The sequence below is a fragment of the Providencia sp. PROV141 genome, from assembly GCF_028481645.1.
Classification (GTDB): domain Bacteria; phylum Pseudomonadota; class Gammaproteobacteria; order Enterobacterales; family Enterobacteriaceae; genus Providencia; species Providencia rettgeri.
In genome coordinates this window covers 46,184-60,313 of the sequence record NZ_JAMPPR010000037.1, presented here as the reverse complement: position 1 = coordinate 60,313, position 14,130 = coordinate 46,184, and the positions used below count along the sequence as shown (strand labels likewise).

At 42.0% G+C, this 14,130-nt stretch carries 14 protein-coding genes and 1 riboswitch; of the genes, 8 read left to right on the top strand and 6 right to left on the bottom strand.

The window, feature by feature from the left end; translation table 11 throughout:
* The first annotated feature begins 371 nt into the window (after positions 1-371).
* Positions 372-1,961 carry a bifunctional phosphoribosylaminoimidazolecarboxamide formyltransferase/IMP cyclohydrolase gene (gene purH, locus PSF09_RS20005; protein ID WP_272666553.1) on the top strand — a complete coding sequence of 530 codons (1,590 nt, stop codon included), beginning with the start codon at positions 372-374 and terminating at the stop codon, positions 1,959-1,961.
* Between the two features lie 18 nt (positions 1,962-1,979).
* The gene (purD, locus tag PSF09_RS20000) at positions 1,980-3,263 is read left to right on the top strand and encodes a phosphoribosylamine--glycine ligase (protein WP_272684402.1); all 1,284 of its coding nucleotides are present in this window, start codon (positions 1,980-1,982) and stop codon (positions 3,261-3,263) included.
* Positions 3,264-3,498: 235 nt separating this feature from the next.
* Here purD and PSF09_RS19995 read toward each other — a convergent pair whose 3' ends face one another.
* The 6 genes from PSF09_RS19995 to nudC form a co-directional block, all read right to left on the bottom strand.
* Positions 3,499-4,143 carry a DUF1481 domain-containing protein gene (locus PSF09_RS19995; protein ID WP_336298621.1) on the bottom strand — a complete coding sequence of 215 codons (645 nt, stop codon included), beginning with the start codon at positions 4,141-4,143 and terminating at the stop codon, positions 3,499-3,501.
* A gap of 71 nt (positions 4,144-4,214) precedes the next feature.
* Complete coding sequence (locus PSF09_RS19990; RefSeq protein ID WP_004264522.1) at positions 4,215-4,487, bottom strand: HU family DNA-binding protein; 273 nt, start codon at positions 4,485-4,487, stop codon at positions 4,215-4,217.
* Between the two features lie 199 nt (positions 4,488-4,686).
* Positions 4,687-5,274, bottom strand: a complete 588-nt coding sequence (locus PSF09_RS19985) for a YjaG family protein (RefSeq protein ID WP_109913182.1) — start codon at positions 5,272-5,274, stop codon at positions 4,687-4,689.
* Positions 5,275-5,348: 74 nt separating this feature from the next.
* The gene (gene nfi, locus PSF09_RS19980) at positions 5,349-6,020 is read right to left on the bottom strand and encodes a deoxyribonuclease V (RefSeq protein ID WP_272684405.1); all 672 of its coding nucleotides are present in this window, start codon (positions 6,018-6,020) and stop codon (positions 5,349-5,351) included.
* Between the two features lie 109 nt (positions 6,021-6,129).
* A complete protein-coding gene (hemE, locus tag PSF09_RS19975; protein ID WP_004264519.1) occupies positions 6,130-7,194 on the bottom strand; it encodes a uroporphyrinogen decarboxylase in 1,065 nt (354 codons plus the stop codon).
* Positions 7,195-7,286: 92 nt separating this feature from the next.
* The gene (gene nudC / locus PSF09_RS19970; protein ID WP_272684401.1) at positions 7,287-8,078 is read right to left on the bottom strand and encodes an NAD(+) diphosphatase; all 792 of its coding nucleotides are present in this window, start codon (positions 8,076-8,078) and stop codon (positions 7,287-7,289) included.
* A gap of 249 nt (positions 8,079-8,327) precedes the next feature.
* Between nudC and PSF09_RS19965 the strand changes: the two genes are divergently transcribed.
* Genes PSF09_RS19965 through PSF09_RS19940 form a run of 6 tightly spaced genes read left to right on the top strand, consistent with a single transcriptional unit; the run spans position 8,328 to position 13,644 of the window.
* Entirely contained in the window at positions 8,328-9,380 is a 1,053-nt protein-coding gene (locus PSF09_RS19965; RefSeq protein ID WP_272684400.1) for an ABC transporter substrate-binding protein, read from the top strand.
* Positions 9,381-9,409: 29 nt separating this feature from the next.
* Positions 9,410-10,225 carry an alkaline phosphatase family protein gene (locus PSF09_RS19960; RefSeq protein ID WP_272684399.1) on the top strand — a complete coding sequence of 272 codons (816 nt, stop codon included), beginning with the start codon at positions 9,410-9,412 and terminating at the stop codon, positions 10,223-10,225.
* Positions 10,225-11,127, top strand: a complete 903-nt coding sequence (locus tag PSF09_RS19955; protein ID WP_272666549.1) for an ABC transporter permease — start codon at positions 10,225-10,227, stop codon at positions 11,125-11,127. Before PSF09_RS19960 ends, PSF09_RS19955 begins: the two co-directional genes overlap by 1 nt.
* The gene (locus PSF09_RS19950) at positions 11,117-11,947 is read left to right on the top strand and encodes an ABC transporter permease (protein ID WP_272666548.1); all 831 of its coding nucleotides are present in this window, start codon (positions 11,117-11,119) and stop codon (positions 11,945-11,947) included. The genes PSF09_RS19955 and PSF09_RS19950 overlap by 11 nt, the downstream gene beginning before the upstream one ends.
* A complete protein-coding gene (locus tag PSF09_RS19945; protein ID WP_272684404.1) occupies positions 11,947-12,963 on the top strand; it encodes an ABC transporter ATP-binding protein in 1,017 nt (338 codons plus the stop codon). Before PSF09_RS19950 ends, PSF09_RS19945 begins: the two co-directional genes overlap by 1 nt.
* 18 nt (positions 12,964-12,981) lie before the next feature.
* Positions 12,982-13,644: an HAD family hydrolase gene (locus tag PSF09_RS19940; protein ID WP_272666547.1), complete on the top strand. Its 663-nt coding sequence runs from the start codon at positions 12,982-12,984 to the stop codon at positions 13,642-13,644.
* A gap of 304 nt (positions 13,645-13,948) precedes the next feature.
* Positions 13,949-14,060: riboswitch (TPP riboswitch) on the top strand.
* The last annotated feature ends 70 nt before the right edge of the window (positions 14,061-14,130 follow it).

The following is a 14,130-nucleotide window of genomic DNA, read 5'->3' as shown; positions in this document are numbered from 1 at the left end:
ATGCGCATTATAGGGAGTCAGAAAAATCTGGCAACCCCTTTTTTGCATTTTTTTATTCAACTGCTGCATTCCACAGCAAAACCCCCACTTATACCGACTTATGCACGAAGTTATCCACAACCTGAAAATAATTTTAAAATTATCGCGCATTACGCAAACGTTTGCGTTACAATTGGCTCGAAATTTCAGCATTGATTTTGTTTTTATGTTCTGAAATTGTTAGTGACTTATATATTGTTATTGAGAAAACTGGCAAATTCCGCTTTGCTTTCATCAATAGATATAATAGGTATATAAGAAAAGCTCGTTGAGTTTTTGACTGACTGATATTCGTTATTGCCTTATTTATTCAAATCCAAGGGATCTATCTCATGCAACTGCTTCGTCCTATTCGTCGTGCCCTGCTTAGTGTGTCTGATAAAACAGGGGTTGTTGAATTCGCTAAGGCGTTATCTCAACGTGGTGTTGAGCTCTTATCTACCGGCGGTACTGCAAAGTTACTCGCTGAGTCAGGACTAAACGTAACTGAAGTTTCAGATTACACAGGGTTCCCTGAAATGATGGATGGCCGAGTAAAAACATTGCACCCGAAAGTGCATGGCGGAATTTTAGGTCGTCGTGGTACGGATGATACCATTATGCAACAGCATGATATTGCACCTATTGATATGGTCGTTGTTAATCTATATCCGTTTGCCCAAACGGTGGCAAAACCAAATTGTACCCTTGAAGATGCTGTAGAGAATATTGATATCGGCGGCCCAACCATGGTGCGCTCCGCGGCTAAAAATCATAAAGACGTAGCAATTGTAGTAAATAGTAATGACTATCAAATCATTATTGATGAAATGGATAACCACGAAAACTCGCTCAATTGGTCTACGCGGTTTGACCTCGCAATTAAAGCTTTTGAACACACTGCAGCTTATGACAGCATGATTGCGAATTACTTTGGTGAATTAGTTGCCCCTTATTATGGTGATACGACCCAGCCTTCTGGCCGCTTCCCTCGCACCTTGAATTTAAATTTTATTAAGAAGCAAGATATGCGTTATGGAGAAAACAGCCATCAAGATGCCGCTTTTTATATAGAAGAAAACCCAAAAGAAGCATCTATTGCAACTGCTCAGCAAATCCAAGGTAAGGCCCTGTCTTATAACAATATCGCTGATACCGATGCGGCTCTTGAATGCGTTAAATCATTCGAAGAACCTGCTTGTGTCATTGTTAAACATGCAAACCCTTGTGGTGTCGCTATCGGTGATTCTATCCATGCTGCTTATGATAACGCATTCAAAACTGATCCAACTTCTGCTTTTGGCGGCATTATCGCTTTCAATCGTCAATTAGATAAAGAAACTGCTCAAGCCATTATCGATCGCCAGTTTGTGGAAGTCATTATTGCACCTTCTGTTGCTAAAGATGCATTACCTATTCTTGAGACTAAACAAAACGTTCGCGTACTTGAATGTGGCGAATGGAGCAAACCAGTTGCAGGCTTAGACTTTAAACGTGTGAATGGTGGTTTATTGGTACAAGACCGTGACTTAGGTATGGTTGAAAAGGAAGCGCTACGTGTAGTCACAAACCGCCAACCTACAGAGCGTGAATTAAAAGATGCCATGTTCTGCTGGAAAGTCGCGAAATTTGTGAAATCGAATGCGATTGTTTATGCCAAAAATGACATGACCGTTGGAATTGGTGCAGGGCAAATGAGCCGTGTCTACTCTGCAAAAATTGCAGGTATTAAAGCCGCTGATGAAAGTTTAGAAGTCGCTGGCTGTGCAATGGCTTCAGATGCCTTTTTCCCATTCCGCGATGGTATTGATGCCGCAGCTGCTGTTGGAGTAACCTGTGTTATCCAACCAGGTGGTTCTATCCGTGATGATGAAGTCATTGCGGCGGCAAATGAACATGGTATTGCCATGATTTTCACTAATATGCGTCATTTCCGTCACTAATTTATTAGGAGTCTAGTAATGAATATTTTGATTATTGGTGGCGGCGGCCGTGAACATGCCTTAGCTTGGAAAGCGGCTCAATCCCCTTTAGCAAATAAAGTGTATGTTGCCCCAGGCAATGCAGGCACAGCATTAGAGCCGACCCTTGAAAACGTCAATATTTCGGCAACTGATATCAATGGATTGCTTCAATTCGCCAAAGATAAGCAAATTGGTTTAACTATTGTCGGCCCTGAAGCACCATTGGTTATTGGTGTAGTCGATGCATTTAAAGCTGCTGGCTTAACTATTTTTGGCCCAACCCAAGGTGCTGCACAGCTTGAGGGTTCAAAAGCATTTACCAAAGATTTTTTAGCTCGTCATCATATTCCTACTGCGGCTTATGAAAATTTTACTGAAATTGAACCTGCTTTAGCTTACTTAGATAAAGTCGGTGCGCCAATCGTGATCAAAGCAGATGGGCTGGCAGCAGGTAAAGGGGTTATTGTTGCAATGACTCTGCAAGAAGCGAAAGAAGCTGTTCATGACATGTTAGCAGGGAATGCCTTTGGTGATGCAGGCCACCGTATCGTGATCGAAGAGTTTCTTGATGGTGAAGAAGCGAGTTTCATCGTTATGGTAGATGGTGAAAATGTCATCCCAATGGCGACTAGCCAAGATCACAAACGTGTTGGGGATGGTGATACCGGCCTAAATACAGGTGGAATGGGCGCTTACTCCCCAGCTCCTGTTGTGACAGATGAAATACACCAGCGCGTGATGGAACAAGTCATTTACCCTACAGTTAAAGGTATGGACCAAGAAGGAAACCGCTATCAAGGCTTCTTATATGCAGGTTTGATGATTGATAAAGCAGGTAACCCAAAAGTTATCGAGTTCAACTGCCGTTTTGGCGATCCTGAAACTCAACCTATTATGATGCGCTTACAGTCGGATTTAGTTGCTCTGTGCCTAGCGGGTGCGAAAGGTGAGTTAGCGGGTAAAGATTCATTATGGGATGAGCGCCCTGCTTTAGGGGTAGTAATTGCTGCAGGTGGTTACCCAGGTGATTACCACAATGGCGATGTAATTTCAGGTTTACCAACCACTGAATCCACGGATAGTAAAGTTTTCCATGCTGGTACTCGCATGAAAGATGGAGAAGTCGTGACTGCTGGTGGTCGCGTCCTATGCGTAACGGCATTGGGTAATGATATTGCTAAAGCACAAACCAAAGCTTATGAAGTCGCCAAAACCATTCACTGGAATGATAGCTTCTACCGCAACGACATCGGCTACCGCGCTATCGCTCGTATAAAATAAGACAAAGTACTAAACCATTCCCTGAGCTGATAAGAGGAAACTTTTATCAGCTTTTTTATTTTCTATTTTTTGAACTTGTTTTTGCCTTTGACCATTCACACAGACAATGGCTCTAAGTATTTCGAATCACAGCAAAGCTGCAAGAGAGAGAATCTCTAGGAACATACATAAGTATGTAACTAGAGTGAGCGAACGTAGCAATATAGCTGAGGCTCGAAAGACGACGAGCGATTATTTATAAGCTATCTTTAGAAGGTTGCCAGCGGCAAAAATCGGTATCAGCTACCATCAAAAGCTGGTTTCCCTCTGAAGACTCCAACCACGCTAAATTTAGCTGGGAATGCCACACTTTTGCACGGTTTTGCAACCAATTTTCAGCATAGGGTTCGAAAGCCACTTCACGCACATCACCTTCACATGTGGTCACTTTTCCTTGTTGCCAGCGACCTTGATAGAGTTTGACGCCGCCGACAATCAGTGCGGTGTTTGTCTCAAGTACGCGTTCCGCTTCAAAGCGCCAACGCGTGATTTCATCAGCCGAAAGTGATGTTTTATGGCCATCTTGAGCACGCTGCATAAAAATAACGTCATTATTTTTATCGAAGCGTAATTGTTCGGTGATATCGCCATTTTTTTGATTCAAGATTTGGCTACGAATTTGCCAGAGGTTACCAGAGCGATACTCGAAGAAATTAACGGAAGTGTCTGTACCTTTATAGGGGCTATAAACCACCATTAAGACCAGAGGTTGGCTTTTTGCATTATTTAGCCGCCACATACGAATGACGCCATCATCGGCAATAAAACCACTTGCACTAAACTCAGGGAGCTTTGGTGCATTAGAAGAACAGGCGCTTAGCATTGAGATAGTTCCCAACACCAGCAACCCTTTTTGAATAAACAAAAGGGGTAGTTTTTTACCCCCTCTGGTGATTCGGCTGTACAATGTTCTTATTTTACAGCTTCTTTCAGTGCTTTACCGGCAGAGAAAGCAGGTACAGTTGTAGCAGGAATCTGGATTTCTGCTTTAGTTTGTGGGTTACGACCAGTACGCGCAGCACGATGGCTAACTTTAAAAGTACCGAAACCGACCAGTTGGACTTGTTCGCCTTTTTTCAGCGTTTCAGAAATAGCATTCAGAGTAGATTCTAATGCCGCTTTTGCCTGAACTTTGGTCAGGTCCGCTGATTCTGCGATAGCATCAACTAATTCAGTCTTGTTCATAAATTATCCTTACACAGTGTGTTTATCGTTTGCAAAGCATCGAGTGCGTCGGATATGCCAAATTGACAGCCCCTGATACACGCCCCCGATAGCCACTTCTTCTCGCCCCTAAATGTAGACCAGAGTAGGGGCAAATGTGAAGTCTTAGTACTCAGCATTACTGCGTCAAGTCACGTTTTCGATAATGAAAATGCGAAAATCAGCTTAAAGTAATACCTATATTGCTCACCCCCGCTTCGCGGAGGTCAGATTTTAATCCTTTAATTAACTCTAAGTCGCGCTCTTCACAAGCTGCCAGTAAGCGGAAAATGTCCCACTGGATATCCCATTCTTCTTCAACGGCCGGGATTTCTTTGAGTTCTTCTTCTGTCATTTCCCGCCCTGCTTGAGTCATTTCGAGCATGGCAACTGTACGAATGGATGCTTCGCTAACCAATATTGCGTGTTCGAGGGTTTCACCGCTCAATTTCGAATGAATAATTTCACCTAATGCAATACAGGCATCAATAGCTGGATACACACCATACATATCGAAATCATCTGCTGATGGGATAATTTCTTCTAATTTTTCTAACTGATTATCGAAATTGACTTTGCTATCTTTAATGACCAAAGTTTCCCAAACTAAATCAAGGATGGAACGATAAACTTTTGCATCGGCAAATTCAGTTTGCTGACAAAACATTTGAAAGTTCGGATACATTCTTTCACATAGGCTCGCCATGAAAGTAGTATGTTGCCAGCTTTCTAATTTTTCCAACCTCAAATGAATGGGATTTCTTAACATAATTTCTGACTCATCAATCTTAATACTTCGCAGTTTACCTGAAAATCTGTCAATGCCACATATTTTGCTGATAATTAGCTGATTTTCTCATTCATTCGCTTAAAAAACGTTCGATTTGATGCAATTCCGTCAGCAAAACGCGTCGGTTCTGGCAACCGATAGCCTCTTAGACACTGCTTAACCCACGCTAGGGAAGACGAAAAACCTACTTTATGGCCCGGCGAAACATATAATGGTTTGCAGCGTTTTTTACTCCGCAACACCCAACCGAGTTGATTTTCACCTGCCATTAACGGCTGAACACTTTCAGGCTCTTCACTTAACTCAACCGCATCACCACATAAACGGCTTTTTGCAACACCAATTGTGGCTATATTCGCTTGTAACCCAAAATGGCAGGCAACACCAAACCCCCGCGGATGTGCAATCCCTTGCCCATCCACAAGCACTAATTCAGGTTTGTTTTGTATTTTTTCCCACGCCGCCATTAACCCAGGGACTTCACGAAAAGAAAGTAACCCCGGTATATAAGGCAATTGAGTCGGTATTCGAGCTATTTGATACTCAACAAGTTCTAACTGTGGCCAAGATAGTACAGCTACCACCGCACGCGTAATAGCACCTTGCTGTTCAAAGCCTACATCGGCTCCACCAATCAGTTTGAGTGGTGTAAATTCATCCTGCAAAATGATTTTTGAAGCCTGGCTAGCTTGTTCTTTTCGTAACAATTGAGTATCTAAAACCATCATGCATCCATTGCTTATGAGATTTAATTATTCTTAATCATAGATGATAATGGTGTACTTACAAGATTCTATAAATACACCACAAATCAAGAAGATCAATAAACGATAATTATTGATGATATTGGCGAGATAAACGGTGAACAGCATCGACAAATGCACCTGCATGCTCAGGTGGAACATCCTGATGGATACCATGACCTAAATTAAATACGTGCCCTTCACCTTGGCCGAAGCCTGATAGAATATTTTGCACTTCTTCTTCAATACGAGCCGGTGGCGCATATAACATGGATGGGTCCATATTGCCTTGTAAAGCAACTTTATCACCGACACGACGACGAGCATCTGCAATTTCAGTCGTCCAATCAAGGCCTAATGCATCGCAACCCGTTGCGGCCATTTCCTCTAACCACTGGCCGCCACCTTTAGTGAATAAGGTGACAGGAACACGGCGACCATCATTTTCACGAATTAAGCCATCAATAATTTTATGCATATAATTCAATGAAAACTGTAAATAATCACGCTTAGTTAAGACCCCACCCCATGTGTCAAAAATCATCACGGACTGTGCACCTGCGCGAATTTGAGCATTCAAGTATAAAATGACACTGTCTGCCAGTTTATCCAATAACAAATGCAATGTGTTCGGGTCTTCGTACATCATCTTTTTGATTTTAGTGAATGCTTTGCTACTACCGCCTTCCACCATATAAGTCGCTAGTGTCCACGGGCTACCAGAGAAACCAATTAGTGGCACATTACCTTCAAGCGCTTTACGGATGGCACGAACAGCATCCATCACATAACCAAGTTCCATTTCAGGATCAGGAATAGGGATATTTTTTACATCTGCCGCGCTCATAATCGGTTTATGAAAACGTGGGCCTTCACCCGTTTCGAAATATAACCCAAGCCCCATTGCATCAGGGATAGTGAGAATATCAGAAAATAAAATTGCAGCGTCTAATGGAAAACGACGTAATGGCTGTAATGTCACTTCACAAGCCAATTCGGTGTTTTTGCACAGAGCAATAAAATCACCAGCTTCAGCGCGTGTTGCTTTATATTCAGGCAGGTAACGCCCTGCTTGACGCATCATCCATACAGGGGTCACATCTACAGGCTGACGTAGCAAAGCACGTAGATAGCGGTCATTTTTTAACTCAGTCATTATTTACTCCATTATTATAAGTGGCCGCCGCAAATGGCTAAGAGCGAAGTTCATTATTGTATCATGTTAATGGTAACAATATCAGCGCTGTGCTATTTGCCCGTTTCATATTCACTCTGACGACACAATGCGACTGTATCTTCAATCAAACGTCTAGCGATTGTATCTGCCGGTGGGATCAAGGGTAATTCATTGTAATGATACCAATTTGCGCTCACCAGTTCCTTAGGGTCTACTTTAATATCGCCACTCTCATAATCCGCAAGAAATCCCATCATTAAGGAATGAGGAAAAGGCCATGGTTGTGAAGATACGTAACGAATATTTTTTACTTTTATATGGCTTTCTTCCATGACTTCGCGCATAACAGCTTCTTCTAATGTTTCACCGACTTCAACAAAGCCCGCTAATACGGTAAATAATGGATTTTGTGAATGGCGCCGGTGCTGAGCTAATAGAATATGGTCATCACGACGAATTCCCACGATAATGCAAGGGGCAATCTGCGGATAATAACGCTCATGGCAATGGTCACACAAACACGCCCATTCTGTTTCACTATGGCGCATTGCCGTACCACAATAGCCACAATAACGATGAGAGCGATAGAATTCCGCCAATTGCACGCCTCGCCCAGCAAGACGAAATAAACCTTCATCTTGCGCAGCAACGAGACGAGGAGATGCCATATCTGATGGCATTTTTTCGGCGATCAACCAGACGATTTCCCCTTGCCACTCACCGATTGGCGTTGCTGTTTTTCCTTCTAACAAATAGTCCTTTGCCATACCTCGTGGAATGTCTCCATGAGGTAACCACAAACGCCCGGAAAAACAGATGAACCACCAACCACTTTCTGTTCCTGATAATTTTAACTTATTCATTTTTCACATCTTTTGTTAGTTTTTATTGTCGATAAGAGCAATCTATTAATGACACAATACACTTCTTTGACACAATATCATTCAAACGTTTGTTTCATTATTTTTCTTTGTCAATTTTGACACTTTTTAGACGTTCCATTCCATAAAATGTCTAAAAACTGTCATAAAAGGATCAACTAACTGTCACTTATTAAAATTAGGATGCTAAGTAACCAATACGGTTCACCGTTCTGCAAAAGTGAGAAAATAATGAAAACTATCGTTCCTGCGATTTTACTATCATTGACCGCATCCAGTGTGACATTAGCTGCTGATACTAATTTAGCAGAGTTAATCGATGCAGCGAAAAAAGAAGGGCAAGTTTACAGCGTTGGAATGCCTGACACTTGGGCTAACTGGAAAGGAACTTGGCAAGACTTAGCGACACAATATGGGTTGAAGCATCAAGATACTGATATGAGCTCAGCTCAAGAAATTGCCAAATTTGCCGCAGAAAAAAATAATGCGACGGCAGATATTGGTGATGTCGGTGCTTCTTTTGGGCCTGTTGCCGTGCAAAAGGGAGTGACTCAACCTTATAAACCAACAACGTGGTCACAAATTCCTGATTGGGCAAAAGACAAAGACGGTCATTGGGCTTTAGCCTATACGGGGTCTATTGCTTTCATGATTAATAATGACTTAGTGAAAGATGCACCGAAAAGCTGGGATGATTTACTAAAAGGGAAATATAAAGTCACCGTTGGGGATGTTGGTATCGCTGCACAAGCTAATAATGCTGTACTAGCCGCCGCATTTGCCCGTGGTGGTGATGAAAATAACCTAAAACCTGCCATTGAGCTTTTTGCTGAACTCGCCAAACAAAAACGCCTATCCGTTAATGATCCAACTGTCGCAAATATCGAGAAAGGTGAAGTCGAAGTTGGTATCTTATGGGACTTCAACGCACTGAATTACCGCGATCAGATCAACCGTGATCGCTTTACGGTTGTGATCCCATCTGACGGTTCTGTCATTTCAGGTTACACCACTATCATCAATAAATTTGCCAAAAACCCAAATGCGGCAAAATTAGCTCGTGAATTTATTTTCAGTGATAAAGGCCAATTAAACCTTGCAGAAGGCTACGCTCGGCCAATTCGTGCACAATATTTAACCTTACCTGATGATATTAAATCCAAATTACTACCCGAAGAACAATATAAAAATGTTCAACCCATTAAGAATGCAGAAGGTTGGGAAAAATCGTCTCGTAATCTCCCTAAAATGTGGCAACAACAAGTTTTGATCCACCAGCAGTAATTTAACGTATTGATTTTAGGAAAAAATTGATGTCTGAGAAAGTCATACTTGTTGTCCTAGACGGTTTAAGTTATTCAGTAGCCCATCATTGTATGGGCTATCTCAACGGTTTAATCAAAGCCGACAGTGCAACACTTTACCGATTAGAGTGCGAGCTTCCTTCGATGTCTCGCCCTCTATATGAATGTATACTAACGGGAGTTCCTCCTGTCAAAAGCGGTATTGTGAATAACCAAATTGTCCGGTTATCCCATTTTGATAGCATATTCTCTCTTGCTCGCCTTGCAGGTAAAACAACTGCCGCCGCTGCTTATTATTGGGTGAGTGAACTGTATAACCGAGCACCTTTCGTAGCAACAAGAGACCGTTTTACCCATGATGAGTCGCTAACCATCCAACATGGCTGCTTTTATCAAGCAGATCATTACCCTGATGACCATTTATTTGTTGATGCGGAATATTTACGTAGTCAATTTGATCCTGATTTTTTATTGATTCATCCTATGAATATAGATGATACAGGGCACAAATTTGGTTTTGATTCCCCACAATACCGTAATGCAGCACGCCATGCAGATATTATCCTGTCGAATTATATTCCTACATGGGTTGAGCAAGGTTATCAAATTATGATCACTAGTGATCACGGTATGAATAATGATCGCAGCCACGGAGGAACACTCCCCGAAGAGTGTTTAGTCCCATTGTTTGTTGTCGGTTCACAATTTTCTCATCAACCCTACAATATTGAGCAAACTGAGATTTGTGGAACCATTTGTCGTTTACTTGGTGCCAACTCTCTCGACAAACCGGTTTGTGATGCGCTATTACGAGGAGATTTGTAATGGCTGACATTCCTGCCCCCTGTGAACAGACATACCAACAACAGGGAAAAATTGCCATGTTAAAAAAACGCTTTGCTCGTTTTCATTGGCGCGCGGCACTGTTACTGTTGCCATTCTTCGTGCTGTTTAGTCTATTCCAAATCGCCCCAATGATTTGGGTGCTCATTAATAGCTTTATCTACGAAGAAGCATGGTCATTAGGTAACTACCTAGAGGTATTCAATAATGATTTTTACTTGCAAGCGTTTGAAAATACCTTATGGCTTTCCGTTATTTGCAGTGTAATTGGCTTATTCATTTCCAGTATCACGGCATTTTCCATTTATAAAATGCAAGGGAAAATTCGCCGGATAATGATCTCCTTCACCACCATGGCCAGTAATTTCAGCGGGGTTCCCCTAGCTTTCGCGTTCATTATTATTTTGGGTTTCAATGGCGCAATTACTTTACAACTCAAGTCATGGGGAATTATTGAAGATTTTAATATATACAGCGCCAGCGGGTTAATGCTGTTGTATGTGTATTTTCAGATCCCATTAGGTGTATTGTTGCTCTACCCCGCCTTTGATGCACTAAAACCGGAGTGGGAAGATGCAGCGAAAACGATGGGAGCAAGTAAGCTAACCTATTGGTTAAAAGTCGCAATTCCAGTGCTTTCTCCTGCTTTACTTGGCACTTTTATTATCCTAATTGCTAATGCCATGGGCGCATACGCCAGTACTTATGCCTTAACGAGTGGTAATTACAACCTTGTGACTATTCGAATTGCCAGTTTAGTTTCCGGTGATCTGTTTCTCGAACCGAATATGGCTGCTGCGTTATCAATGCTACTTATCGCTATCTTAGCTTTTATTACTGCTATCCATCATTGGCTAATCAAGCGGAGCTACCATGCAAAATAATAATGTGATTAGCCCAGTGATAACCAATAACAATAAACCCTCTGGATTATGGCTCCATAAGTTAGTACTAATCAGTGTTGCTAGCCTATTAGCGCTACCTATTATTGCCACATTTTTGTATTCCATCGCCAGCTCTTGGGGAGCCACTGTGCTACCCGATGCCTTGTCCATCAAATGGTATCTACAACTGTGGCAAGACCCGCGTTTTCTCATGGCATTTGGTCGTTCATTAATAATTTGCTTTGGTACGTTGCTGGTTAGCACATTAATTATTTTGCCGATGACATTTGCGGTATTTTATCGCTTCCCTAAATTCAAAGGGGTGATGGATTTACTGATTATTTTACCCTTTGCGATTCCGCCTGTCGTCTCATCGGTGGGCTTGCTGCAAATATTTGCCGATGAACCATTCATGTTAGTTGGCACGCCTTGGATCCTGATTGGTACTTATTTCACCATCACATTACCTTTTATGTATCGTGCTCTTGCGAATAGCTTTCAAGGCATTAATTTGCATGACTTAATGGATGCTGCACATTTACTCGGCGCCAGTACTTTCCAAGCTTTTATGATGATTGTGTTACCAAATATTCGCAAAGGTATGTTGGTCTCATTATTAATTTCATTTTCATTTTTAATGGGTGAGTTTGTATTTGCCAATATCCTTGTGGGAACACGTTATGAAACCTTGCAAATCTATCTTTTCAATATGCGACAAACCAGCGGACATTTCACTTCTGCTCTGGTGATGTCATATTTTCTGTTTACCTTATTGCTGACATGGTTAGCAATGCGATTAAATCGTTCAGGAGATGAATGATGAGTTATGTTATTGCGGAAAACTTAGCTAAATCTTTTGGCACTAATCAGGTATTTTCTGATATTCAATTTACTATAAAAAAAGGCGAATTTATTACCCTACTGGGCCCAAGTGGTTGCGGAAAATCGACTTTATTACGCTGTATCGCAGGGCTTGAACAACTTAATGATGGTGAACTTTATATTAATTGCCAGAATGTAACCCACCAAGCTGCGCAGCAACGCGGGGTGGGTATGGTGTTCCAAAGTTATGCGTTATTTCCCAATATGACGGTAGTTGACAATATCGCGTTTGGTTTAAAAATGCGTAAAATTGATAGCCAAGCAAGGTCTAAAGCAGTCGCTGAAGTGATCGAATTAGTTGAGTTACAAGGAAAAGAACAACAATTTCCGCATCAGCTATCAGGCGGGCAGCGCCAACGTGTTGCGCTAGCAAGGGCATTAGTCATGAAACCGCAAATTTTGTTACTTGATGAGCCACTTTCTGCTCTTGATGCTCGCATTCGCAAGCACTTACGCCAGCAAATTCGCCAGATTCAACGCGAATTAGGTTTAACGACAATTTTTGTTACTCATGATCAAGATGAAGCGATGATTATGTCTGACCGTATTTTTCTGATGAATAAAGGCCAGATAGTACAAAGTGGCACGGCAGAGAATATTTATACCCAACCGGCAACAGAATTTGTCGCTCGATTTATGGGGCATTACAACCTTATTGACTCCGAAAAAGCCAATACGATGTTAGGCCTTAATTTACAAGGTACACTTGCTATCCGCCCTGAGTCTATATATGTCAAAGAAGCGGGTCGCCAATATGGTAACCATATTTCTCACCCTGTTGATGCCGTGATATTGGATCACCAATTGCTCGGCAATATTATTCGTTATAGTGTGAATACCCCTGCAGGTGATATGACAGTGGATTTACTTAACCGCTCATCCGAGCGTTTATTTGAACCGGGCACTCGCCTTGAACTTATGTTTAATAAAAATGAAATTCGCACACTTAGTTAATAAGTAGATAGGAATATAATGCAAAACCAACTGGCCATTTTTGACTTAGATGATACGTTAATTCAAGGTGATAGCAGCGTATTGTGGACACAATATCTGTGGGACAGGCAAATTATCAACGACCCACAGTTTGTAGAGGCGGATAAAGCCATGATGGCGCAATATAATGCAGGCACATTAGATATGCCGACTTACTTACGTTTTAACCTGCAAACTCTCGCCAATGTAAAAACTGAGCAAGTGGATATCTGGCTAAATGATTTTGTGCAAAGCATGATTCTGCCAAGGATCTACCCTGAAGCGATTAGAACGATCGCAAATTATCGAGCTAAAGGGATCCCAATTATTGTGATCTCCGCAACTGTTTCGTTTATTGTCAAAAAGATCGCAGATCAACTCAATGCCGACGTCGCTATGGGCATCGATATTAAGCAACAAGATGGTTGCTACACCACAGAGATAGACGGTATCCCAACCTTTAAAGAAGGTAAAGTCAAACGTCTATTAGCTTGGATCCGCCACCAGCCAATCACTGACGCCTACGTGTATTTCTACTCCGACTCTGCCAACGATCTTCCGATGTGCCAATTCGCTGACGAAACCTTTATCATCAACGGCGACCCTCGTCTCCTCCAAGCCGCCAAAGAAAATCACTGGCCGCAATATCAGTGGAATTTATAAACCTTATTTTTATCTCACCTTGATTTCAATTTGTTAGAAGAAGGCAGCAAACGAGGATATCTCAAGGAGCATACATAAGTATGTGACTTGGGGAGCCGAGCGCAGCCAACGCACTTATCGCTTGAAGAATGACGAGAAAATAATCTTATTCCGCTCTAATTTCTTCTTTCCTCTAAATAATTCAAGTGAGAAGAAGGCGGCAAACGAGGATATCTCAAGGAGCATACATAAGTATGTGACTTGGGGAGCCGAGCGCAGCCAACGCACTTATCGCTTGAAGAATGACGAGGAAAGCTTATACTGAAATCTCTTGTCGGAGTGCCTAGCATGCATAGCATCAGGCTGAGACCGTTAATTCGGGATCCGCGGAACCTGATCGGGTTAATACCCGCGAAGGGAACAAGAGTAATCACTCAGCGTTAGTTTGCCACCTCAGATTTGGTGAAAAATTAACCGCAATGTCTTTTTATTACTCCTCCGAACTCC

Excerpts from the sequence above, each read along its gene's own strand:
- purH (WP_272666553.1), top strand. The coding sequence starts at position 372 with ATGCAACTGCTTCGTCCTATTCGTCGTGCCCTGCTTAGTGTGTCTGAT.
- purD (WP_272684402.1), top strand. The coding sequence starts at position 1,980 with ATGAATATTTTGATTATTGGTGGCGGCGGCCGTGAACATGCCTTAGCT.
- PSF09_RS19990 (WP_004264522.1), bottom strand. The coding sequence starts at position 4,487 with ATGAACAAGACTGAATTAGTTGATGCTATCGCAGAATCAGCGGACCTG.
- PSF09_RS19985 (WP_109913182.1), bottom strand. The coding sequence starts at position 5,274 with ATGTTAAGAAATCCCATTCATTTGAGGTTGGAAAAATTAGAAAGCTGG.
- nfi (WP_272684405.1), bottom strand. The coding sequence starts at position 6,020 with ATGGTTTTAGATACTCAATTGTTACGAAAAGAACAAGCTAGCCAGGCT.
- hemE (WP_004264519.1), bottom strand. The coding sequence starts at position 7,194 with ATGACTGAGTTAAAAAATGACCGCTATCTACGTGCTTTGCTACGTCAG.
- nudC (WP_272684401.1), bottom strand. The coding sequence starts at position 8,078 with ATGAATAAGTTAAAATTATCAGGAACAGAAAGTGGTTGGTGGTTCATC.
- PSF09_RS19965 (WP_272684400.1), top strand. The coding sequence starts at position 8,328 with ATGAAAACTATCGTTCCTGCGATTTTACTATCATTGACCGCATCCAGT.
- PSF09_RS19960 (WP_272684399.1), top strand. The coding sequence starts at position 9,410 with ATGTCTGAGAAAGTCATACTTGTTGTCCTAGACGGTTTAAGTTATTCA.
- PSF09_RS19955 (WP_272666549.1), top strand. The coding sequence starts at position 10,225 with ATGGCTGACATTCCTGCCCCCTGTGAACAGACATACCAACAACAGGGA.
- PSF09_RS19950 (WP_272666548.1), top strand. The coding sequence starts at position 11,117 with ATGCAAAATAATAATGTGATTAGCCCAGTGATAACCAATAACAATAAA.
- PSF09_RS19945 (WP_272684404.1), top strand. The coding sequence starts at position 11,947 with ATGAGTTATGTTATTGCGGAAAACTTAGCTAAATCTTTTGGCACTAAT.
- PSF09_RS19940 (WP_272666547.1), top strand. The coding sequence starts at position 12,982 with ATGCAAAACCAACTGGCCATTTTTGACTTAGATGATACGTTAATTCAA.